Source organism: Streptomyces sp. DH-12, assembly GCF_002899455.1.
GTDB lineage: Bacteria > Actinomycetota > Actinomycetes > Streptomycetales > Streptomycetaceae > Streptomyces.
Map to the genome: position 1 here is coordinate 3,825,346 of NZ_PPFB01000001.1, position 22,766 is coordinate 3,848,111.

Genomic DNA, 22,766 nt, shown 5'->3' on the forward strand with positions numbered 1-22,766 from the left:
CATGCGCGGCACATCCGGGACCCCGACGGACCAGGACGCGGCCACAGCCGCCGATGGCAGCAGCATCACCAGGGCCCTCACCGCCATCCGCCGGCTGCGCGGACAGATCGACGTGCTGGAGCGGGCGAAGCGGGAAGGGATCGCCGTGGTCGGCATGGGCTGCCGGCTGCCGGGCGGGGTGACCTCGCCCGACGCCTTCTGGCAGGTGCTCTCCGAGGGCGTCGACACCATCGGGGAGGTGCCCGAGGACCGCTGGGAGCTGCGCCGGGCGGACGGGCCGGGCGGACCGTCCGACGGGACGTCTCCGTCGCACGGCGGCTTCGTCGAGGGCGTCGATCGGTTCGACCCCTACTTCTTCCGCATATCGCCGCGCGAGGCGGCCCGTATGGACCCCCAGCAACGGCACTTCCTCGAAGTGGCCTGGGAGGCGCTGGAGGACGCCGGGCTGACCCGCGAGAAGCTCCAGGGCAGCCAGACCGGCGTCTTCGTGGGCGCCAACGCCACGGACTACCTCCAGCTCCAACTCGAAGGCGCCGCGGCCGACACCTACACCGTGGTGGGCGGCACGAACTGCATCATCGCCAACCGCCTGTCGTACGTCCTCGACCTGCGCGGCCCCAGCCTGACCGTGGACACCGCCTGCTCCTCCTCCCTCGTGGCCGTGCACCTCGCCGCCCAGAGCCTGCGCAACAGGGACTGCGACACGGCCGTCGTCGGCGGCCTGAACCTGATCCTTTCGCCCAGGCTGGCCGAGGCCCACGCCAAGGGGCTGCCGCTGGCCCCCGACGGCCGCTGCAAGACCTTCGCCGCGGACGCGAACGGCTACGCCCGCGGCGAAGGAATCGGCGTGGTCGTCCTCAAGCGCCTCTCCGACGCCGTGGCCGACGGCGACCGGGTCTGGGCGGTGGTCCGCGGCTCCGCCGTCAACCAGGACGGCCTGACCAACGGGCTGACCGCCCCCAACGGACTGTCCCAGCAGAGCGTGATCCGGCAGGCCCTGCGCAGCGCCCGCCTCGAACCCTCCCAGGTGACGCTGCTGGAGGCGCACGGCACAGGCACCGAACTCGGCGACCCCATCGAGGTGGAGGCGCTGAGCGCCGTCTACGGACAGCCTGCGTCCGAGGGCGACGTGTGCGCGCTCGGCTCGGTCAAGACGAACATCGGCCACCTCGAGGCCGGGGCGGGCATGGCCGGACTGATCCGGTCGGCGCTGAGCATCCACCACCGCGCCATCGCCCCCCACCTGCATCTCACGGCCCTCAACCCGCACATCGACCTCGACGGGACCCGGCTGGTCGTACCGACCTCCCTGCGTCCGTGGGACGTGCCCGACGAGCGGCGGCACGCGGCCGTCAGCTCCTTCGGCGCCGGCGGCACCAACGCCCACGTGATCCTCGGTCCCGCACCGGCGGACGCCGGGCGCGCGGACGAGCGGCCCCCGGGCGGGGACGGCCCCTGGCTGCTGCCGCTCTCCGCGGCCACCGGCGAAGCACTCGCCCCCATGGCTCGCGCCTACCGCGACCACCTGCGCTCCGCCAAGGGGCGCGACCAGCGCTTCGACGACATCGTCCACACGGCGACGGCCCGCCGCACCCGCCACGAGCACCGGCTGGCCGTCGTCGCCGGATCGCACGACGAGGCGGCGGACCGGCTCACCAGGTGGCTGGACGGGGAGGGGACAACCGGCGTGGTCACCGGCCGGGCGAACGGCGGCGTGGCCGATGGCGTCGTGTTCGTCTACCCGGGGCAGGGCTCCCAGCGGGCCGGCATGGGCCGGGAACTGCTGGACGCCTGCCCGGTGTTCCGCAAGGCGGTCGAGGAGTGCGACGACGCGATGCGGCCCTTCCTCGGCGGGCGTTCGGTCGTCGACCACGTCATGCGCCTGGAGCCCGACGCCGCACTCGACCGCATCGACCTGATCCAGCCCGCCCTGTTCGCCCTCGCCGTCGGCCTCACCGCCCGCAGCCGCTCCTTCGGCGTCGAACCGGACGCCGTGGTCGGCCACAGCATGGGCGAGGTGGCCGCCGCGCACATCGCCGGGGCGCTCACCCTGGACGACGCCGCCCGGGTCATCTGCCGGCGCAGCGCCCTGCTCCGCCGGATCAGCTGCCAGGGCGCGATGCTGGTCGTGGCGCTCCCCATGGACCAGGCGGACCGGCTCATCGAGGACTGCCGGGACAAGGTGTCCGTCGCGGTCGCCAACAGCCCCACCTCCACGGTGCTGTCGGGCGATCCGGGCACCCTGGTCGACCTGTCCGGGACTCTGCGGGCCCGCAATGTCTTCTGCCGCCCGGTGAAGGTCGATGTCGCCTCGCACAGCCCCCAGGTGGACCCGCTGCGCGACGAGCTCCTCGCCGACCTCGCCGGACTGTCGCCCCGGCCGTCCCGCATCCCCGTCCTTTCGACGGTCACCGGCGAGCCGACCGACGGCTCGGGCTTCGACGCCGATTACTGGATGCGCAACCTGCGCGAGCCGGTGCTGTTCTGGGACGCCGTGCAGTCGCTCATCGCTCGCGACAACGGGGTGTTCGTCGAGATGAGCCCGCACCCGGTGCTGCTGTCCGCGGTCGAACAGGGCTTCGAGTTCAGCGAACGGGACGGGCTCGCCCTGCCGGCGATGCGACGTGACGCGCCCGAGACGCACGGCACGCTCGAGATCCTCGGCGCCCTGCACACACATGGTCTGCCGGCGACCGGTCTGGACACGCTGCTGCCCGCCGACACCCGCCCCGTGCCGCTGCCCGCCTACACCTGGCAGCACGAGCGGTTCTGGTTCCGCGACGCCGAGGCGGCACGCCGTGCCGCGGCCGGCGTACGGCGCCCTGACCCCACCGCCGCCCCGGCGCCGGAACCCGCACCGGCACCGGCCGCGTCACCGAAGGCCGGTGGCGCGCGGAGCGAGCTGAACGACCGGCTGGCGTCCGTGGCCGCGACCGAACGCCACGACGTGATACGGACGTTCGTTCTCCGTGCCGTGGCCGACGTGCTGGAGATGGCACCGGAACGCGTCGATCCCGGCGCCGGGTTCTTCCAGATGGGCATGGACTCGATGCTTGCCGCCCGGGTCCGCGTACTGCTGGAGGCAGGACTCGGGCGCAAGCTGCCCGCACCCGTGATGTTCGAGCACCCGTCGGTCGAGGAGCTCTCCGCCCATCTTCTGGGCCTCGCCGAGCGGCACCTGGACCGGCAGCCTGCCGCGTCCGCTCCCCAGCAGGCTCCACCGGAGGCCGGGGCGCCCGCGTCGGCACCCGCGGTCCCACCCGAGAAGCCCGCGCAGACCCAGGTGGACGAGACGACCGACGACCTCACCGAGGAGGAACTCCTCGCTCTGCTGGCCGAAGAAGTCCGCTCCTCGACCCGTACCGCAGGAGGTTCCCGATGACCGGCAACGGCCCTGAACGCCAGGCAGTCCTCGCCCAGAGCCTGACCGAGATCCGCAGGCTGCGCGCCGAACTCGACGCGGTGCGGAGCGCCGGGACGGAGCCCATCGCCGTCGTCGGTATGGCCTGCCGCATGCCGGGCGGTGCCGACAGCCCCGAGGCGTTCTGGGAGTTCCTGGATCGCGGCGGGGACGGGATCGGCGAGATACCGGCCGCGCGCTGGGACGTCGACCGCTTCTACGACCCCGACCCGGACGCGCCCGGCAAGATGTCCACCCGGCACGGTGGGTTCCTGGACGACGTCGACCGGTTCGACGCCGGGTTCTTCGGGATCTCCCCCCGCGAGGCGGCCGCCCTCGACCCGCAGCAGCGCCTGCTGCTGGAGGTCGGCTGGGAGGCCCTCGAACACGCGGGACAGTCACCCGACGGACTGCGGGGCTCCGACACCGGCGTCTACTTCGGGGTCACCACGTACGACTACCTGCAGGCGCAGATGCAGCAGGTCGACCCGGCCGACCTGACCGCCTACAGCCTCACCGGGAACGCCTCCACCTTCGCGGCCGGCCGGCTGTCGTACTGGCTCGGCCTGAACGGTCCCAGCCTGTCCGTCGACACCGCCTGCTCCTCCTCCCTGGTCGGCGTGCATCTGGCGTGCCAGAGCCTGCGCTCGGGGGAGACCGACCTGGCCCTGGCCGGCGGCGTGAACGTGCTGCTGGCGCCGGAGTGGTTCGTCGTCGCCTCCAAAGCGCACATGCTCGCGGCGGACGGCCGGTGCAAGACGTTCGACGCGAGCGCGGACGGCTACGTACGCAGTGAGGGCTGCGGCATCGTCGTACTGAAGCGGCTGTCCGACGCCCGCGCGGCCGGGGACCGGATCCTCGCCGTGATCCGGGGCTCCGCCGTCAACCAGGACGGGCGCAGCAGCGGCATCACCGTCCCGAACTCCGCTGCGCAACAGGCGGTGATCCGCCAGGCCCTCCAGTCGGCGTCCGTCGAACCGGCCCAGGTCGGCTACGTCGAGGCGCACGGCACGGGCACGCCTCTCGGCGACCCGCTGGAGCTACGTGCCCTGGACGCCGTGCTCGGCGAGCGCGGGGAAGCGGGCCCGCTGCTCGTGGGGTCGGTCAAGACCAACGTCGGCCACCTGGAACCGGCCGCCGGCGTCGCCGGCCTGATCAAGGTCGTCCTGTCCCTCCAGCACGAGCGCATCCCCCCGCACCTCCACTTGTCCGAGGTCAACCCGGAGGCGGGCATCGAGGACCTCGCCGTCGAGATCCCGGCCGAAGGCCGGCCCTGGCCGCGCGGAGCCGCGCCCCGGATCGCCGGTGTCAGCTCGTTCGGCGCCAGCGGGACCAACGCGCATCTCATCGTCGAGGAGGCCCCCGCGGAAGTCGGCTCCGGCATCACCGTCCCGGAGCGCACCGCGCACCTGCTGACGCTGTCCGCGAGGAACCCTGAGGCGCTCACCGCCCTCGCCGGGCGATACCGCGACCGGCTCGCCGCGGCGACGGACACCGAACTCGGCGACATCTGCTTCACCGCCGCCACCGGCCGGTCCCACTTCGCCCACCGGCTGGCCGTGTCGGCCTCCTCCGCCGCCGAGATGGGGCGGCGGCTGGCCGAGCACGCCGAGGGCGGGCAGCCCGCCGGAAGCCACCGGGGCCACGCGAGGGCCGGCACCCGCCCGCGCGTCGTGTTCCTGTTCACCGGTCAGGGATCGCAGTACCCCGGCATGGCCCGCGGCCTCTACGCCACGGAACCCGTGTTCCGCCAGGTCATCGACGAGTGCGACGAGGTGCTGCGCCCGCTGACCGGACGCCCGCTGATGACCGTCGTCGACCCCGCGCCCGAGGACGCCGCACTCGTCCACGACACCGCATGGACGCAGCCGGCCCTGTTCGCCGTCGAGTACGCGCTCGCCCGACTGTGGCGCTCCTGGGGCGTGGAGCCCGCGGCCGTGCTGGGTCACAGCGTCGGCGAGCTGGTGGCGGCCTGTGTGGCGGGAGCGATCGACCTCGCTGACGGCCTGCGGCTCGTCGCGCGGCGAGGGCGGCTCATGCACGACCTCACCGACGGGGGCGCCATGGCCACGGTTTTCGCGTCCGAGGACCGCGTCGCGGCACTGCTCGAGCGCCATGCCGCTGAGCTGTCCGTCGCGGCGGTCAACGGCCCGGAGAGCATCGTCCTGTCGGGCAGCGGGAGCGCGCTGGACACCGTCCTCGCCGAGCTGTCCGAGCAGGGGGTGCGGGCCAAGCGGATGACCGTGACGCGCGCCTTCCACTCGCCGCTGATGGATCCCGCGCTCGACGCGTTCGAACGCGAGGCCGCCGGTCTGACGTTCCGGGCGCCCAGGATCCCCGTCGTCTCCAACCTCACCGGAGAGATCCTGACCGGAGAGGGGGCGTTCACCGCCCGCTACCTGCGCGAGCACGCCCGCGAGGCCGTACGGTTCCACGAGGGCATGACCACGCTGTACCGGGAGGGCTACCGCGTCTTCCTCGAGGTGGGACCCGCTCCCACGCTGACGGGGCTGGCCAAGCGGTTCCTCACGGCCGACGCGGGGCCGGGGGAGCAGCCGGAGACCGACGGGCAGCCGGTGTTCCTGCCGTCCCTGCGCCCCCGCCGCGACGACTGGCAGGTTCTCCTGGACAGCCTGGGCGCCCTCTACACGCGGGGCGTGGCCGTCGACTGGGAGCGGTACGACGCCGGCCGTGGCCGCCGTCGCACCGAACTGCCCACTTACGCCTTCCAGCGGGCCCGCCACTGGTTCCGGCCCAGCGCCCGGACCGAAGCCACCGCCGAAACCGCGCCTGCGGGCGGGCTGTCCCGTACGCTGCTCGGCGCGCGGGTCGCCTCTCCGCTTCCGACCGCGCAGTTCGCCGCCATGGTCGGCGCCGAGGCGCATCCCTGCCTGGGCGACTGCGTCATGGACGGGCTGCCGGTGGTCAACATCGGGGTCTACCTGGAGACCGCCCTCGAGGCGAGCCGGGAGCTGTACGGCGGCGGCCCGGTCCTGATCGAGGACTGCACGGTCCTGCAGAGCATGGTCCTCGACCCGGGCGAGCGCGCCGAGGTGCGGCTCCTGGTCGACGAGTCGACGGCGGGCCCGGGGCGCGGCGCCTACCGTTACTTCGCCGCCCGCCCGGGCGACCACGACGACCGGGGCGCACCGCGCTGGACCCTGCACGCACAGGGCCGGGTCGGCCCGTCCTCCGCGGCCGCGTCGACCGAGGACCTCGACGCCCTGCGTGCCCGGCTCACCACGGAGATCTCCGGCGACGAGTTCCACCGCGGCATGTGGCGGCGGAAGCTGTACCTCGGGCCCTCCGCGCAGTGGATCGAGCACATCCACGCGGGCGAGGGCGAGGCGCTGGCCCGGATGCGCCCGGCGCGCCCCGGGGAGAGCGGCACCTACCTGCTGCACCCGGGCCTCACCGACGCGCTGTTCCAGACCCTGTTCGCGTGCCTGCCCCCGGACAGCCCGCCGGACGCCGCCTACATGCTCGTCGGCATCGACCGCTTCCTGCTGCACGGTCCCCTCGGCGGTGGCGCGACCCACTGCGGGGTGCGGCTGCTTCCGTCCCCCGACCCGGCCACGATGCTGCTGGCCGAGGTGCGGCTGTACGACGACCGGGGACGAACCCTGGTCGAGGCGGACGGGGTGTGCCTGCGACGGGCCGGACGCGAGCGGCTGCTGCGCGCGGAGCCGCAGGACGCGGACGTCACCCGTCGGGCCGTCGCCGCGCGGCCCGACGACGCGGCCCCGGCGCCGCGCGACCCCGACGCCGTACGGGACCTCCTGGCGCGCACCGTGGCCACGGCCCTCGGCAGCGACCGGGCCGGCCTGGACGTCCACGAGCCGCTGCAGAACCTCGGCCTGGACTCGCTCATGGCCCTGGAGGTCAAGGAGGCCCTCGCCGGCCGGCTCGGCGTGTCCCTGCCTCTCGTGATCTTCCTCGACGGTCGCAGCGTGCACACGCTCGGGACGGAGATCCTCGGCCTGCTCGGGGCCGACGACGCCGGCGAGGAGCCCGGCACGGCCGGTGCGTCCCGGGCGGAAGGCGGCGCCCTGCCGGTCCTCCTGCCCGACGCGCGGGCACGCCATGAGCCGTTCCCGCTGACCGACCTCCAGCAGGCCTACCTGGTGGGCCGGTCCAGCGCCTTCGAACTCGGCAACGTCTCGACGTACTTCTTCATCGAGGTCGACGTGGAGGACGTGGACCTCACCCGTCTGACCGAGTCGCTGCGGCTGATGATCGCGCGCCACGACATGCTGCGGGCCGTCATGACCGAGGACGGCCACCAGCGGGTGGTCGCCGATGTCCCGCCGTACGAGATCCGGACCACGGATCTGCGCGCGTGCGACGAGGACGAGCGGGACCGGCTGCTGCGGGACCTCCACGAGGAGGTGCGCGACCAGGTCTTCGACACCACGCGCTGGCCGCTGTTCGACGTGCGGGCCACGCTGCTCGACGAGCGGCGCACCCGCCTGCACATCGGCCTGGACGCCCTGATCATCGATGCGTGGAGCACGTCCCTGCTGTTCAGCGAGTGGGCGGCGGCGTACCGCGGCGAAGCGGCCTCGCTTCCCGAACTGCCCCTGACCTACCGGGACTACGTCGTCACCGCCCGCTCCATCGAGGGCACCCCCCTGCACACCGCCTCGCTGGAGTACTGGCGCGGGCGCATCGACTCGCTGCCGCCTGCGCCGGAGCTGCCGCTCGCCGAGAACCCCGCCTCGCTCGACCGGCCCGTGTTCACTCACCGCTCGCACCGTGTCGAGGCCGAGGACTGGGCCCGGTTCAAGCAGCGGGCGGCCGCCCTCGGCGTCACGCCCTCGGCGGCCCTGTGCACCGCCTACGCCCAGGTGCTGGCCGCATGGAGCAAGTCCAGCCGGTTCACCCTCAACCTGCTGTTCTTCAACCGGCTGCCGTTGCACCCGGACGTCGGCAAGGTGGTCGGCAACTTCAGCGCCACCACCCTGCTGGAGATCGACAGTTCGGCCCTGGACGGCTTCGCCGTGCGCGCCGGCCGCATCCAGAAGCAGTTGTGGAACGACCTGGAGCACAGCCACGTCAGCGGCGTCGAGGTGCTGCGCGAACTGCACCGGGTCCGCGGCGGAGGCGGCCGGGCCTCCATGCCCGTGGTCTTCGCCAGCACGGTCAACTTCGCCGCCAAGGAGGACTCCGCGGCGGCCACCGGCCTCGCGCAGCACCTGACCGCGCTCGGGAGCGCAGGCCGTGAGGTCTCCACCTCCATCCGCACCCCGCAGGTGTGGCTGGACCACCAGGTCGTCGAGGACGCGGGCGCCCTGATGGTGAACTGGGACGTCGTCGAGGAGATCTTCCCCGAAGGAATGATCGACGCGATGTTCGCGGCCTACGTGGACCTCCTGCGCGGCCTCTGTCACGACCCGCAGGCCTGGGACCGCCCCGCCCCGGTCCTGGTGCCGGACGCCGACCTGGCCGTGCGCCGCGAGGTCAACGCCACAGCCGCGCCGCTGCCCGCCGGGCTGCTGCACGAGCCGTTCACGGAGCGTGCCGCGGCGCACCCCGACCGCACCGCGGTCATCGCGGCGGACCGCACCCTGACGTACGGCGAACTCGACGCCCACACCAACCGGCTGGGCCGCTGGCTGCGCGAACACGGAGCACTGCCGGGCAGCCTGGTCGGCGTCGTGATGGAGAAGGGCTGGGAGCAGGTCGCCGCGACGATCGGCGTGCTGAAGTCCGGAGCGGCCTACGTGCCCATCGACGCGACGGTCCCGTCCGAACGGCTGCGGCTGCTCATGGAGAAGGCCGGCATCTCCCTCGTACTGACACAGGACCGGGTGGAGGAGCGCATCGCCTGGCCGGACGGCACCGTGCGGCTCGGCGTCGACGGGACCACGGCCGAAGCGCTGGACGCCGCACCGCTGACGCCGTCCCCGGCCCGCCCCGACGACCTGGCGTACGTCATCTTCACCTCCGGGTCCACCGGCACGCCGAAGGGCGTGATGATCGAGCACACCGGTGCCCTGAACACCTGCCTCGACATCAACGAGCGCTTCGGCGTCACCGAGGACGACCGGGTGCTCGCCCTGTCCGCGCTCAACTTCGACCTCTCCGTCTACGACGTCTTCGGCGTCCTGGCCGCCGGCGGCGCGATCGTGCTGCCGGAGCCGGGCGCGCAGCGGGAACCGGCGCGCTGGGCGGAACTCGTCACCGAGCACGGCGTCACGCTGTGGAACAGCGTGCCCACGCTGATGGAGATGTTCACCGAACACGCCCTCGGCGAGGGCCTGGCCGGCGCCCTCCCGCTGCGGACGGTGATGATGAGCGGCGACTGGATCCCGATCACCCTCCCCGGCCGCATCCGGGCCCTGGTGCCCGACGCGGCCGTGTGGAGCCTGGGCGGAGCCACCGAGGCGTCGATCTGGTCGATCCTCCACCCCATCGGCGACGTCGATCCCGACTGGGCGAGCGTCCCGTACGGCACGCCGATGCGCAGCCAGCAGTTCCACGTGCTGAACGACGCGATGCAGCCCTGCCCCGTGTGGGTGCCCGGCCAGCTCTACATCGGCGGCGCCGGACTCGCCCGCGGCTACCTCGATGACGAGGCCAGGACCCGGGCCGCCTTCCTGCGCCACCCGTCCACCGGGGAACGGCTCTACCGGACCGGTGACCTCGGCCGCTACCTGCCCGACGGGACCATCGAGTTCCTGGGCCGCGAGGACTTCCAGGTGAAGGTCCAGGGCTACCGGATCGAGCTGGGCGAGATCGAGGCGGCCCTCGCGCAGTGCGCCGACGTGCGGGCCTCGGTGGTGTCCGCCGTGGGCGAGAGGCAGGGGGCCAAGCAGCTCGTCGCGTACGCCGTGCTGGACGAGGGGTACGACCCCGCGGGCGCGCCCGAGAGGCTGCGCGAGGCACTGGGCAAGACGCTGCCCGCGTACATGGTTCCGCACCACGTCCTCCTGCTGGACGCGCTGCCTCTGACCGCCAACGGCAAGGTCGACCGGACGGCACTGCCGGTGCCCGGCACCCATGCGGACGACGAGGGCGCCGTGGTCGCTCCTCGCGACGAGGTCGAGGAAGAACTCGCCGCGATCTGGGCCGAGTTCTTCCCCGACGCCCATGTCGGCGTGCACACCGACTTCTTCGCGCTCGGCGGTAATTCGCTGCTCGCCGTCCGTCTCATGGCCGGGATAAGCGCGCGCCTGGACTGCTCGCTGCCCCTGTCCACCCTGTTCGCGCAGCCGACGATCGCCTCGCTCGCGGAGGCCGTCCGGGACGCCGGCAGCGGCCTGAAGCGCACGGCGCTCGTCCCGGTCCGCGCCGAGGGCAGCAGGCCCCCGCTGTTCTTCGTGCACCCCGTGGGCGGCGACGTGCTCTGCTACGCCGAACTCGCGTCGTCGCTCGGCGAGGAGCAGCCGTTCTACGCCCTCCAGGTGCCGGACGGCCCCGGGCTGACGACGGTCGCCGAGCTGGCCGCCCACTACGCCGGGGCCATCACGGCGGCAAGCCCCGACGGACCTCTGCGACTGGGCGGCTGGTCCATGGGCGGCGTGGTGGCCCTGGAGATCGCCCAGCAGCTCACCCGGGCCGGGCGCACCGTGGAGAGCCTCGCGGTCATCGACCTGCTGGAGCCGCCGGGTCCGGCGGACGCCACGCACGTGGACGACGCCGTCCTGCTGTCCTGGTTCGCCCGTGACCTCGCCGGTCTCGCCGGCGATTCCTGGGAGCCCGAGCCGGACACGTTCCGGGGGGCCGGGGCTCTCCCCGACGCGCTGGGCGTGCTCCACACCGAGGCCCGCCGGCGATCGGTGCTGCCGCCCGACCTGGACGCCGGGACCCTTGGCGCCATCTTCGACCGGTTCGCACGCAACTTCCGGGCCCTGCTGTCCTACGAACCGCAGCCCTACGCGGGACCGGTCCGCTTCTTCCGGGCGCGGGAAGGCGCCCCGGACGCGGTGGTGGCCGCTTGGCAGGCCCGCTTCCGGAACGACACGCAGGTCGTCGACCTGCCCGGCGACCACTACACCGTCATGCAGCAACCTCAGCTGCGCCGCCTGGCGGACGAGCTGACCACCTGGCTCGACGACTCCCGCCCGCAGTCACGACACGACAACGAAGGAAGCCAGCGATGACTCTCCGCTTCGGCGCTTTCATCCCGCCTTTCCATTCGCTCGACGAGGATCCCACCACCGCCTTCTGGCGTGACCTGGACCTCATCGACTGGCTGGACGTGCTCGGCATAGACGAGGCCTGGGTGGGTGAGCACCACTCCGGCGGCTGGTCCACCGTCAGCTCACCGGAACTCTTTCTGGCCGCCGCGGCCGAACGGACCCGCCGGATCAAGCTGGGCACCGGTGTCGTCAGCCTGCCGTACCACCACCCCCTCACCACCGCCAACCGCATCGTGCAACTGGACCACCAGAGCCGGGGGCGTGCCATGTTCGGCATGGGCGCCGGGGTCTCGCCGGCGGACGCCCACATGATGGGCATCGCCGCAGGCGACCAGCGGCGGATGATGGCCGAGTCGCTCGACGCCCTGGTGCGGCTGCTGCACGGGGACGAGCCGGTGACGGTCAAGACGGACTGGTTCGAGCTGCGGGACGCGCGCCTGCACCTGAAGCCCTGCACCAAGCCGTGTTTCGACATGGCGGTGGCCGGCGCGGGCTCGGAGCGGGGCATGCGCCTGGCGGGCCGGTACGGCCTGGACTCGCTGACCTTCGCCGGACGGCCCGGCATGGAGGAGCCGCCGCTGGCGCAGCTGTGGGCGGCGGCGGAGGACGAAGCGGCCAAGCACGGCAAGACCGTGGACCGGTCGAAGTGGCGGGTCGCCATCTGCGTGCACATCGCGGAGACACGGGAGGAGGCCCTGAACCAGGTCCAGGACGGCATGGCCCGGTGGTTCCGGGAATACGTCAGGGACACGGTGGGCGCTCAGGCGAAGCTGCCCGAGGGGCGCGAGGCCGAGGTGGCGGTCGAGACGCGGACCGCCATCATCGGCTCGGTCGACGACGCCGTAGCGGCGATCCAGCGCATGCTCGACGAGAGCGGGGGGTTCGGGACCCTGCTGGTCAACACCCAGGACTGGGCCACGCGGGAGCAGACCAAGCGCAGCTATGAACTGCTCGCCCGCTACGTGGCTCCGCACTTCACCGGTGCGCTGGAGAGCCGGCGCGCGTCGCAGCAATGGGTCGCGGAGCAGAAGGACGACTTCGCGGCCCAGGCGCGCGAGGCCGCCCGGCAGTCCTCGGCCGGCCGATAGCTCTCAGCGGGAGGTGCGCATGGTGAGCACACAAGTCGGAGACAGTCCGCCGGCTCTCGGCAGTACGGAGTTCCGCGAGGCGATGTCGTTCCTCGCGGCTCCGCTGACCATCATCACGGCACGGGACGCGGACGGGCGTCTGTGGGGGTTCACCGCCAGTTCCGTGACGTCCGTATCGCTGGATCCCCCGCTCGTGCTGGTGGGGATATCGCATACGTCCAGCTGTTTCGAGGCGCTGTCCGAGGTCACCGAATTCAGCATCAACATCCTCGGGAGCGACCATCGGGATCTGGCCCGGACCTTCGCCACCAGCGGGGTGGACCGGTTCTCCGGTGTGCGCCTGGCGGACTGGTCCGGCTCGACCGTGCCGTACCTCGCTGACATCGCGGTCGCTCTGCGGTGCGTCGTGACCAGTCGCATACCTGTCGGCGACCACACGCTGCTGATCGGGGAACTTTCCGAAATGCGCAGGCAGGGGACGGCGGCATCAGCTCTGGTGTGGTACCGGCGCGACTTCCGGACACCTCTGTGAACGGCTGGTGGATCCCTCCCTCACAACCTCCGGTCCGGTGCGCAGCCGCACCTCGAACCGGAAGGCGTACCCCTCCGTCGGACGGGACCCGCTGACGGAGGGGGCCGGTCGCCGATGACGACTCGGTGGCCATGACGCCGCTGATCTCCGGCCGGGCTCACTCCCATCCGAGGGGCCCGGCCGGGGCACGGGCGGCACCTGCACTCCGTGCGGCTTGCCCCGTGCGGCTCCGGCACTCACCAGGAACGCCGGCACGTCGCGGAGCCGGCGACGCCTCCTTCCGAGGAGCCGGCGACGAGGTCGTGGGGGCGCCGCGCCCCCGCCGCGCCCGACCCGACCCGACCAGGGCTGTCCGGTCCGCGGACACCTCGGCGTACGTGACCCGGCGAGCCTGCCCGCTCGGCCTGCGACAGGGGTTCACCGGCGCGGCGACGATCACCCTCGGCCCGGGGAACGGTCCTTGGGGGACCGCACAGGTGCTGCCCGGCGCATTCCGCCGGTGCACCTGCCCCCACGGGTCAGCGGCGGGGGCGCTCCAGGCCCAGGACGCGGTCCTTGAGGGCCGGGAAGCGGTCCCGGGTGCCCGCCACCGTCGCCGGGTCGAAGTCGACCGTCAGGACCTCCTCGCCGGGGCCCGCCTCGGCGAGGACCTCGCCCCACGGGTCCACCACGACCGAGTGACCCGCCTGGGGAACTCCCGCGTGCGTCCCGGCCGTTCCGCACGCGAGGACGAACGCCTGGTTCTCCACCGCGCGCGCCCGCGCCAGCAGCGTCCAGTGCGCGCGGCGCCGTTCGGGCCAGCCCGCCGGGACGACGAAGGTCTCCGCGCCGGCGTCGACCAGGCCGCGGAAGAGTTCGGGGAAGCGCAGGTCGTAGCAGGTCGCCACGCCCACGACGGTGTCCGGCAGACGGACCGTCACCAGGTCCTCGCCCGCCCCCATCAGCACGGCCTCGCCCTTGTCGAAACCGAAGCGGTGGATCTTCCGGTAGGAGGCGGCGAGTTCACCGGAGGGGGAGAAGACCAGGGAGGTGTTGTAGAGGGTGCCGTCGGGGTCCCGCTCCGGGACGGACCCCGCGTGCAGCCACACGCCCGCCTCGCTCGCCGCCTTGGCCATCGCCTCGTGCGTCGGCCCCTCCAGCGGTTCCGCCCCGGTGCCGAACCCCTCGTAGGCGAAGGCGCCCGTGGTCCACAGCTCGGGGAGGACGACGAGATCCGCTCCGGCCTGATCACGCACCAGCGCGGCCACCCGGCGCCGACGCGATTCGACCGGTTCGTCCTCGTTCACGGCGACTTGGAGCAAGGAAGCGCGCACACTACCACCGTCCTGGCATTCGACCCGTGTCCACGGGCCTACGATCGTCACACGAAAGCACTGCCGGGGTGCCTGTCAGCAGCGTAACTTGGGGGTCCCGCCGGTTCGAGCGAAGCCGAGAACCGGGGGAGACCCGAGACACCCACGAAGTGCAGCCACCGCCCACTGGCACCGCCGCCACAACCTGCCCGTGTACCGACCGCCGAGGGGTCCCGTTCCGTGAGTCTGCATCCCGCCCTCCAGCCCTACGCCGACGCCTGGTCCCACTCCATCGAGGCGATATCCGAGCTGGTGCAGCCGCTGCCGGAAGCCGACTGGAACCGGCGCACACCCTGCCCGGGCTGGTCGGTCCGTGACGTGGTCTCCCACGTCATCGGCCTCGACTCGGAGATGTACGGCGACCCCCGGCCGATCCACACGCTGCCGCGCGACCTGTTCCACGTCACCAACGACCACCAGCGGTACATGGAGATGCAGGTCGACGTGCGCCGCCACCACACGGCGCCGGAGATGACCTCCGAGCTGGAGCTGATGATCATCCGGCGCAACCGCCAGCTGCGGAACGAGTCCCGTGACCCCGGCACCAAGGTGCGCGGGCCGCTGGGCACGGAGCTGACGCTGGAGGAGTCGATGCGCCGGCACGCCTTCGACGTGTGGGTGCACGAGCAGGACCTGCGCACCGCCCTCGGCCGCCCCGGCAACCTCGACTCCCCCGGCGCCCACGTCGCCCGCGACGTCCTGCTCGACGAGCTGCCGCGGGTCGTCGCCGAACTGGCGCAGGCGCCGCGCAGCTGTGCGGTGGTCGTCGACGTGCACGGCCCGGTGGAGTTCCTGCGCACGGTCCGCGTCGACATCCAGGGCCGCGGCACCCTGGAGACCGCCCCGGCCCTCGGCCCGGCCGCCACCCTCGCCCTCGACTGGGAGACCTACCTCCGCCTGGCCTGCGGCCGCGTGACGGCGGAGGCGGTCGCGGACCGCGTGAAGACGGAGGGCGACCAGGACCTGGCCGCGGCGATCCTCCGCCACTTCGCGGTGACGCCTTGACCGAGGGCCCGGGCCCCTCGCCCCGTCCGGCGCACGGGACGCCGGCCGGGACGGCGCCCGCTCACGGCAGGACTGCGACCCCGCGAGGGACACCGTAGGCGCGCTCCCGCTCCGGCCGGCGCACGAAACCCCGGCCGGGACGGCACCCGCTCACCGCGGGGCCGGCCCCGGCGCCGCGCGGGCTCGGCACCGCACGGGCTCGGCGTCCGTCCGGCACCGGGGCACCGGCCGAGCGGGAACCGCCGGGCGGGCGCACGAGCGGCGACTCCTGACACCGCCGGCGGCGTCCCGGGTCCGTGCCCGTCCCGGCCGGTCCGGCCGCCGCCGCCGCGGCCGTCAGACCGGGACGTGGACCGTGGACACCTTGCTGGCGACCAGCCGTTCCCGTTCGCGGCGGGCCGCGCGCCCGCGGAGGCGGAGGATCTGGGTGACGCCCAGGGTCTGGAGGACGAAGACCGCCGAGAAGGCGACCGCGTAGTCGTCGCCGGTGGCGTCCAGCAGGACGCCGATCGCGAAGAGGGTCGTCATGGAGGCGACGAAGCCGCCCATGTTGGTGATGCCGGAGGCCGTGCCCTGCCGCTCGGGCGGGTTGGCGGGGCGGGCGAAGTCGAAGCCGATCATCGACGCCGGGCCGCAGGCCCCCAGCACCGCGCACAGCACGACCAGGAGCCACATCGGCGCCCTGTCCCCCGGCCAGGCCAGCGTGACGGCCCACAGCAGGGCCGTCGCGCCCACCGTGCCCAGCGCCAGCGGCAGCCGCGCCCCGTGGTGCCGGGAGACGACCTGGCCGTAGACGAGGCCGACGGTCATGTTGGCCAGCACCACCAGGGTGAGCAGCTCACCGGCGACCGCGCGGGACAGCCCCTGCGCCTCCACCAGGAACGGCATCCCCCACAGCAGCAGGAACACCATCGCCGGGAACTGGGTGGTGAAGTGCACCCACAGCCCCAGCCGGGTCCCCGGCTCCCGCCAGGACGCGGCGACCTGCCGGCGGACGTAGGCGGCGCCCTGGTGGGGGACCGGCGCCGGCTCGTGGCCCTCGGGGTGGTCCTTCAGGAACAGCAGGACCAGGACGAGGACCACCACACCCGCGAGCGAGCTGCCCGCGAACGCCGCCGTCCAGCCGATGCCGTGCAGCAGCCGCGCGAGGACCAGCGTGGAGACGAGGTTGCCCGCCATGCCGATGAGGCCGGCCATCTGCCCGACCAGCGGCCCGCGCCGCGCGGGGAACCACCGCGAGCCCAGCCGCAGCACGCTGATGAAGGTCATCGCGTCGCCGCAGCCCAGCAGCGCACGCGAGGCGAGCGCCATGCCGTACGTCGGGGAGAGGGCGAAGCCGAGCTGTCCGACCGTGAACAGCACCGCGCCCAGGCTCAGCACCTTCTTCGTGCCGAGCCGGTCCACCAGCAGGCCGACGGGTATCTGCATGCCGGCGTAGACCAGCAGCTGGAGGATGGAGAACGTGGACAGCGCGGAGGCGCCCACGTCGAACCGGTCGGCCGCGTCGAGGCCGGCCACCCCCAGGGACGTGCGGAAGATGACGGCGACGAAGTAGACGGAGACGCCGATCCCCCAGACGGCGAGCGCGCGCCGCCCGCCCGGAGGCGCCCCCTGCGGGGGAGGACCGCCGGGCAGCGTGCCGGCGCCGCGCGGGGAGGCGCCGCTCATCGCACCTCTCCCCGGGCCAGGTGGGAGAACCAGCCGACGTGTCCGTGGACGATCTCCACGGCCGCCTCCGCGTCACCGGAGCGCAGCGCCCGCAGGATCTCCTCGTGCTCGGCGAGGGTCTTGGCGATGCGGTCGGGGTGGGAGTGCATCACGGCCTGGCCCATGCGCAGCTGACGGTCGCGCAGCTGGTCGTAGAGGCGGGAGAGGATCTCGTTGCCGCCGCTGCGGACGATCTCGGCGTGGAAGCAGCGGTCGGTGACGGAGGCCGCGGCGAAGTCGCCGGCGGCCGCCTCCTCCTTCTGGCGCGCGAGCAGTTCCTCCAGGCGCTCGATGAGTCCGGGGGGCGCGGGCACCGCCTTGCGCGCCGCGTGCTCCTCGACGAGCAACCGCGTCTCGACGACGTCGGCGATCTCCTGCGCGGAGACCGGCAGCACGAGCGCGCCCTTCTTCGGGTAGAGCCTGATCAGCCCTTCGGCCTCGAGCCGCAGCAGGGCCTCGCGCACGGGCGTGCGGGAGACGCCCACGGCCTCGGCCAGTTCGCCCTCCGTGAGCAGCGTCCCGCCCTCGTACGTGCGCTCCAGGACGCCCTGCTTGACATGGGCATAGACGCGGTCGGCGGCGGGGGGACGTTTCACGGGGGCGGACACACTCATGCGGACAGCATAGATACAACACGTACGCATGGAAGTGTCCGTCCACGATGCGGAACGGCATCCACCGGAAAGAAGCGGCCTTCTCCCGTACAACCATTCCTTCGGTGTACGCGTCAGACACATGCGGCCTCTTCCGTGCGGCCGCTCCTCAACCAGGCCGAGCAGCACGGCCATACACGGTAAATCGGGGTATCTGACTTGAATATCGGCATCCAGGGCATCCGTCTCCGCAGAGCCACCTGCGTCGTCGTGACCACCGGCGCCGTGCTCGCCTCCGGAGCGCTCTACGCGGCACCGGCGCAGGCCGCCGCTCCCGTTCCGTCCGTCGTCGCCAAGGGCGGCTTCGTGAGCAACAACGCGAACGGCAAGACGCTGTACACGAAGCTCGGGGACACCCGCCGCGCGACCGGTTCCACCACCAAGATCATGACCGCGAAGGTCGTGCTCTCCCAGAAGAACCTGAACCTGAACTCCACGGTCACCATCCAGAAGGCGTACAGCGACTACATCGTGTCGAAGAACGCCTCGTCCGCGCGGCTGATCGTCGGCGACAAGGTCACCGTCCGCCAGCTGCTGTACGGGCTGATGCTGCCGTCCGGCTGCGACGCCGCGTACGCGCTGGCCGACAAGTTCGGCACCGGCACGACCCGCGCGGCCCGCGTGAAGTCGTTCATCGGCAAGATGAACGCCGACGCGAAGAAGCTGGGCCTGAAGAACACCCACTTTGACTCGTTCGACGGCATCGGCAACGGCAAGAACTACTCCACGCCGCGCGACCTGACGAAGATCGCGAGCAGCGCGATGAAGAACGCGACCTTCCGCTCGATCGTCAAGACGAAGAAGTACACGGCGAAGACGAAGACCAAGACGGGCGGCACCCGCACCATGGCGCCGTGGGTCAACACCAACACCCTGCTGAACAGCTACAGCGGCACCCTCGGCGTCAAGACCGGCTCGGGCCCCACGGCCAAGTACTGCCTGGTCTTCGCCGCGACCCGCAACGGCAAGACGGTCGTCGGCACCGTCCTCGCCTCCTCCTCCGCCGCCCAGCGCGAGAAGGACGCGAAGGCCCTCATGAACTACGCGTTCAGCAAGCTCTGATCCGCCTGGTCCACCCGGATCCCCGGATTCCGGGTTTCCCGGATTCCCGGACATGAGGAGGGGCGCCGCACACGTCAGTCGTGTGCGGCGCCCCTCCGCCGTGTCCGCCGGCCGTCAGGCCCAGGTGATCAGCCGCTTCGGCTGCTCCAGGACCGCCGCCACGTCGGCGAGGACCTTGGAGCCGAGCTCGCCGTCGACCAGGCGATGGTCGAAGGAGAGGGCCAGGGTGGTGACCTGGCGGGGCTTGACCTTGCCCTTGTGGACCCACGGCTGGGGCTTGATCGCGCCGACCGCGAGGATCGCGGACTCGCCCGGGTTGAGGATGGGCGTGCCCGTGTCGACGCCGAAGACGCCGACGTTGGTGATCGTGACCGTGCCGCCCTGCATGGCGGACGGGGAGGTCTTGCCCTCCCGGGCCGTGGACACCAGTTCACCCAGGGACGCGGCCAGTTCGGGCAGCGTCTTGGCGTGGGCGTCCTTGATGTTCGGCACGATCAGGCCGCGCGGGGTGGCCGCCGCGATGCCCAGGTTCACGTAGTGCTTGACCACGATCTCCTGCGCCGCCTCGTCCCAGGAGGCGTTGATGTCGGGGTTGCGCCGGATCGCGACCAGCAGGGCCTTCGCGATCAGCAGCAAGGGGTTCACCCGCAGGCCCGCGAACTCCTTGTCCTGCTTCAGCTCCTCGACCAGCTTCATCGTGCGGGTCACGTCGACCGTCACGAACTCCGTGACGTGCGGCGCGGTGAACGCCGAGCCGACCATCGCCGCCGCCGTCGCCTTGCGGACGCCCTTGACGGGGATCCGCGTCTCGCGGGCGGAGTCGTACGACGCCGGGGCCACGGGCCGGTCGGGCGCGGCGGCGGCCGGGGCGGACGGGGCGGACGGCTGGGCGGCGGGGGCGGCCGGCTGCTGCCGCGCCTGGGCCGCGGCGACGGCCGCGTGGACGTCCTCGCGGGTGACGACGCCGTCGGGGCCGGTCGGGGTGACCGTCGCCAGGTCGACGCCCAGGTCCTTGGCCAGCTTGCGCACCGGCGGCTTCGCCAGCGGTCGCTGCGCGGGGGCCGCCGGGGCGGCCGGAGCCGCCGGGGCGGCACTGTGGCCGTTCAGTTCGGCCTGGACCGCGGGCGCGGCCTGGTGGGCCGCGGTGTCCTGCGCCTGCTTGCGCGGGCGGCGGCGGGTGGAGGAGGTGGCGACGCCGTAGCCGACCAGCACCGGCTGGCGGGCCGCGGGCCCGGCGGGCTCCTCCGGCTCGGGGGCGGGGGCGGGGGCCGCGGGGGCCTCCTCCCGCGCCGGGGCCGCGCCCGCCACCTCCACCGCGATGATGGACGTGCCCACGTCGACCGTGGTGCCCTCGGGGAAGTGCAGGGCGCGGACCACGCCGTCGTAGGGGATGGGCAGCTCGACGGCGGCCTTCGCCGTCTCCACCTCGCAGACCACCTGGCCGTCGGTGACGGTGTCACCGGGCTGGACGTACCACTTGAGGATCTCGGCCTCGGTGAGGCCCTCGCCCACGTCCGGCATCTTGAACTCGCGTACGGACGCGTTCGTCATCGTCGTCACGACCCTCTCCTCAGTACGCCAGCGAGCGGTCGACGGCATCGAGCACCCGGTCCAGGTCCGGGAGGTAGGACTCCTCCAGACGGGCCGGCGGGTACGGGGCGTGGTAGCCGCCGACCCTCAGCACCGGGGCCTCCAGGTGGTAGAAGCAGCGCTCCGTGATCCGGGCGGCGATCTCCGCGCCGGAGCCGAAGAACACCGGCGCCTCGTGGACGACGACCAGACGGCGGGTCTTCTCCACCGACGCCTGGACGGCGTCGAAGTCGATCGGGGAGACCGAGCGCAGGTCGAGCACCTCCAGGCTGCGGCCCTCCTCGGCCGCCGCGTCGGCGACCTCCTGGCAGAGCTTCACCATCGGGCCGTACGCGGCGAGGGTCAGGTCCGTGCCCTCGCGCACCACGCGCGCGGCGTGCAGCGGGCCGGGGATCGCCTCGGTGTCGACCTCGCCCTTGTCCCAGTAGCGCCGCTTCGGCTCGAAGAAGATCACCGGGTCGTCGCTCTGGATGGCCTGCTGCATCATCCAGTACGCGTCCGACGCGTTCGACGGCGACACGATCTTCAGACCGGCCACGTGCGCGAACAGGGCCTCGGGGGACTCGGAGTGGTGCTCCACCGCCCCGATGCCGCCGCCGTAGGGGATGCGCACGACGACGGGCATCTTGACCTTGCCCAGCGCGCGGGCGTGCATCTTCGCGAGCTGCGTGACGATCTGGTCGTACGCCGGGAAGACGAAGCCGTCGAACTGGATCTCCACCACCGGGCGGTAGCCGCGCAGGGCCAGGCCGATCGCGGTGCCGACGATGCCCGACTCGGCGAGCGGGGTGTCGATGACGCGGCTCTCGCCGAAGTCCTTCTGCAGGCCGTCCGTCACCCGGAACACGCCGCCGAGCTTGCCGACGTCCTCGCCCATGACGACGACCTTCGGGTCCGCGTCCAGGGCGCGCCGCAGCGACTCGTTGATCGCCTTGGCCAGAGCCATCTTCTCAGCCATGTCACTTACCCCCGTCTTCGTCCGCGAACGAGGCCTGGTAGGCGGCGAACTGCGCCCGCTCCTCGTCGACCAGCGCGTGGCCGTCCGCGTACACGTTCTCGAAGATGGCGAAGTGGTCCGGGTCCGGCATGGCACGGACCGCTTCGCGCACTCGTTTGCCCAACGCCTCGGACTCGGTCTCCAGTTCCGCGAAGAATCCCTCGTCCGCGTGGTTCGAAGCCTCGAGGTAACGGCGAAGGCGCAGGATCGGGTCCTTCGCCTCCCAGGCCAGACGCTCCTCGTCGCCCCGGTAGCGGGTGGGGTCGTCGGAGGTGGTGTGCGCGCCCATGCGGTACGTGAACGCCTCGACGAGCGTCGGCCCCTCACCGGCGCGGGCCCGCTCCAGGGCCCACTGGGTGACGGCGAGGTTCGCCAGCACGTCGTTGCCGTCCACGCGCACGCCCGGGAAGCCGAAGCCCTGCGCGCGCTGGTACAGCGGCACGCGGGACTGCTTCTCGGTCGGCTCGGAGATCGCCCACTGGTTGTTCTGGCAGAAGAACACCACGGGCGCGTTGTAGACCGCGGAGAAGGTGAAGGCCTCGGCCACGTCGCCCTGGCTGGAGGCGCCGTCGCCGAAGTACGCGATGACCGCGCTGTCGGCGCCGTCCTTGGTGATGCCCATCGCGTAGCCCGTGGCGTGCAGCGTCTGGGAGCCGATGACGATCGTGTACAGGTGGAAGTTGTTGCCGTTCGGGTCCCAGCCGCCGTTGTTGACGCCGCGGAACATGCCGAGCAGGTTGGTCGGGTCCACCCCGCGGCACCAGGCGACGCCGTGCTCGCGGTAGGTGGGGAAGACGTAGTCGTCGTCGCGCAGCGCCCGGCCGGAGCCGATTTGCGCCGCCTCCTGCCCGAGCAGCGAGGCCCACAGACCTAGCTCGCCCTGGCGCTGGAGCGCGGTGGCCTCGGCGTCGAAGCGACGGGTGAGCACCATGTCGCGGTACAGACCGCGCAGATCCTCGGCCGTGATGTCGGCGACGTACTTGTCGAACTCGGCGTTCTTGACGCGCTCGCCCTCGGGCGTCAGCAGCTGGACGAGGGCGGGCTCGGCGCTCTTCCTGGCGCCGGCGGCCTTCTTGGTGGTGCTGGTGGTGCGCTTGGTGCCGGTGGTGCCGGCCTTGTTTCCGGCGCTGCGTCGCGGTGTGCGCGCGGCAGTGCTCTCCACGGTCACGTGTGCTCCTCCGTCGGTCCGGCCCCCGGGGTTGCCGGTGGGCCAGTGCGGCTCACCTGTTCCGACCA

12 protein-coding genes are annotated in these 22,766 nt (G+C 72.6%); 6 read left to right on the forward strand and 6 right to left on the reverse strand.

The genetic code is table 11. From position 1 onward, the window contains the following. The first annotated feature begins 1 nt into the window (after position 1). The 4 genes from C1708_RS16050 to C1708_RS16065 all read left to right on the forward strand — a co-directional run bounded on the left by C1708_RS16050 (position 2) and on the right by C1708_RS16065 (position 13,164). Entirely contained in the window at positions 2 to 3,382 is a 3,381-nt protein-coding gene (locus tag C1708_RS16050; protein WP_106413329.1) for a type I polyketide synthase, read from the forward strand. Continuing rightward, positions 3,379 to 11,505 carry a hybrid non-ribosomal peptide synthetase/type I polyketide synthase gene (locus tag C1708_RS16055; protein ID WP_106413330.1) on the forward strand — a complete coding sequence of 2,709 codons (8,127 nt, stop codon included), beginning with the start codon at positions 3,379 to 3,381 and terminating at the stop codon, positions 11,503 to 11,505. Before C1708_RS16050 ends, C1708_RS16055 begins: the two co-directional genes overlap by 4 nt. Further along, positions 11,502 to 12,632, forward strand: a complete 1,131-nt coding sequence (locus C1708_RS16060; RefSeq protein ID WP_106413331.1) for an LLM class flavin-dependent oxidoreductase — start codon at positions 11,502 to 11,504, stop codon at positions 12,630 to 12,632. Before C1708_RS16055 ends, C1708_RS16060 begins: the two co-directional genes overlap by 4 nt. Before the next feature lie 82 nt (positions 12,633 to 12,714). Further along, positions 12,715 to 13,164, forward strand: a complete 450-nt coding sequence (locus C1708_RS16065) for a flavin reductase family protein (protein WP_241911268.1) — start codon at positions 12,715 to 12,717, stop codon at positions 13,162 to 13,164. A gap of 518 nt (positions 13,165 to 13,682) precedes the next feature. On the opposite strand, the gene C1708_RS16070 is transcribed toward C1708_RS16065, so the two are convergent. After that, positions 13,683 to 14,477, reverse strand: a complete 795-nt coding sequence (locus tag C1708_RS16070; RefSeq protein WP_106413333.1) for a carbon-nitrogen family hydrolase — start codon at positions 14,475 to 14,477, stop codon at positions 13,683 to 13,685. Between the two features lie 219 nt (positions 14,478 to 14,696). Here C1708_RS16070 and C1708_RS16075 point away from each other — a divergent pair, with 219 nt between their 5' ends. Beyond that, positions 14,697 to 15,521 carry a maleylpyruvate isomerase family mycothiol-dependent enzyme gene (locus C1708_RS16075; RefSeq protein ID WP_106413334.1) on the forward strand — a complete coding sequence of 275 codons (825 nt, stop codon included), beginning with the start codon at positions 14,697 to 14,699 and terminating at the stop codon, positions 15,519 to 15,521. Positions 15,522 to 15,857: 336 nt separating this feature from the next. Here the strand turns inward: C1708_RS16075 and C1708_RS16080 are convergent, their stop codons facing one another. Both C1708_RS16080 and C1708_RS16085 read right to left on the reverse strand, forming a co-directional pair. After that, entirely contained in the window at positions 15,858 to 17,189 is a 1,332-nt protein-coding gene (locus C1708_RS16080; RefSeq protein WP_106413335.1) for an MFS transporter, read from the reverse strand. Further along, the gene (locus C1708_RS16085; protein ID WP_391662691.1) at positions 17,186 to 17,842 is read right to left on the reverse strand and encodes a GntR family transcriptional regulator; all 657 of its coding nucleotides are present in this window, start codon (positions 17,840 to 17,842) and stop codon (positions 17,186 to 17,188) included. Before C1708_RS16085 ends, C1708_RS16080 begins: the two co-directional genes overlap by 4 nt. Before the next feature lie 198 nt (positions 17,843 to 18,040). On the opposite strand from C1708_RS16085, the gene C1708_RS16090 reads away from it, so the two are divergent. Continuing rightward, entirely contained in the window at positions 18,041 to 18,943 is a 903-nt protein-coding gene (locus tag C1708_RS16090; protein WP_106413337.1) for a D-alanyl-D-alanine carboxypeptidase family protein, read from the forward strand. 114 nt (positions 18,944 to 19,057) lie between these two features. On the opposite strand, the gene C1708_RS16095 is transcribed toward C1708_RS16090, so the two are convergent. The 3 genes from C1708_RS16095 to pdhA are packed head-to-tail and all read right to left on the reverse strand — an operon-like array spanning position 19,058 to position 22,698. Next, positions 19,058 to 20,503 carry a dihydrolipoamide acetyltransferase family protein gene (locus C1708_RS16095; protein ID WP_106413338.1) on the reverse strand — a complete coding sequence of 482 codons (1,446 nt, stop codon included), beginning with the start codon at positions 20,501 to 20,503 and terminating at the stop codon, positions 19,058 to 19,060. A 10-nt stretch (positions 20,504 to 20,513) separates the two neighbouring features. Next, a complete protein-coding gene (locus C1708_RS16100; protein ID WP_093764344.1) occupies positions 20,514 to 21,491 on the reverse strand; it encodes an alpha-ketoacid dehydrogenase subunit beta in 978 nt (325 codons plus the stop codon). 1 nt (position 21,492) lies between these two features. Further along, positions 21,493 to 22,698 carry a pyruvate dehydrogenase (acetyl-transferring) E1 component subunit alpha gene (gene pdhA / locus C1708_RS16105; RefSeq protein WP_106413339.1) on the reverse strand — a complete coding sequence of 402 codons (1,206 nt, stop codon included), beginning with the start codon at positions 22,696 to 22,698 and terminating at the stop codon, positions 21,493 to 21,495. Between the last annotated feature and the right edge of the window lie 68 nt (positions 22,699 to 22,766).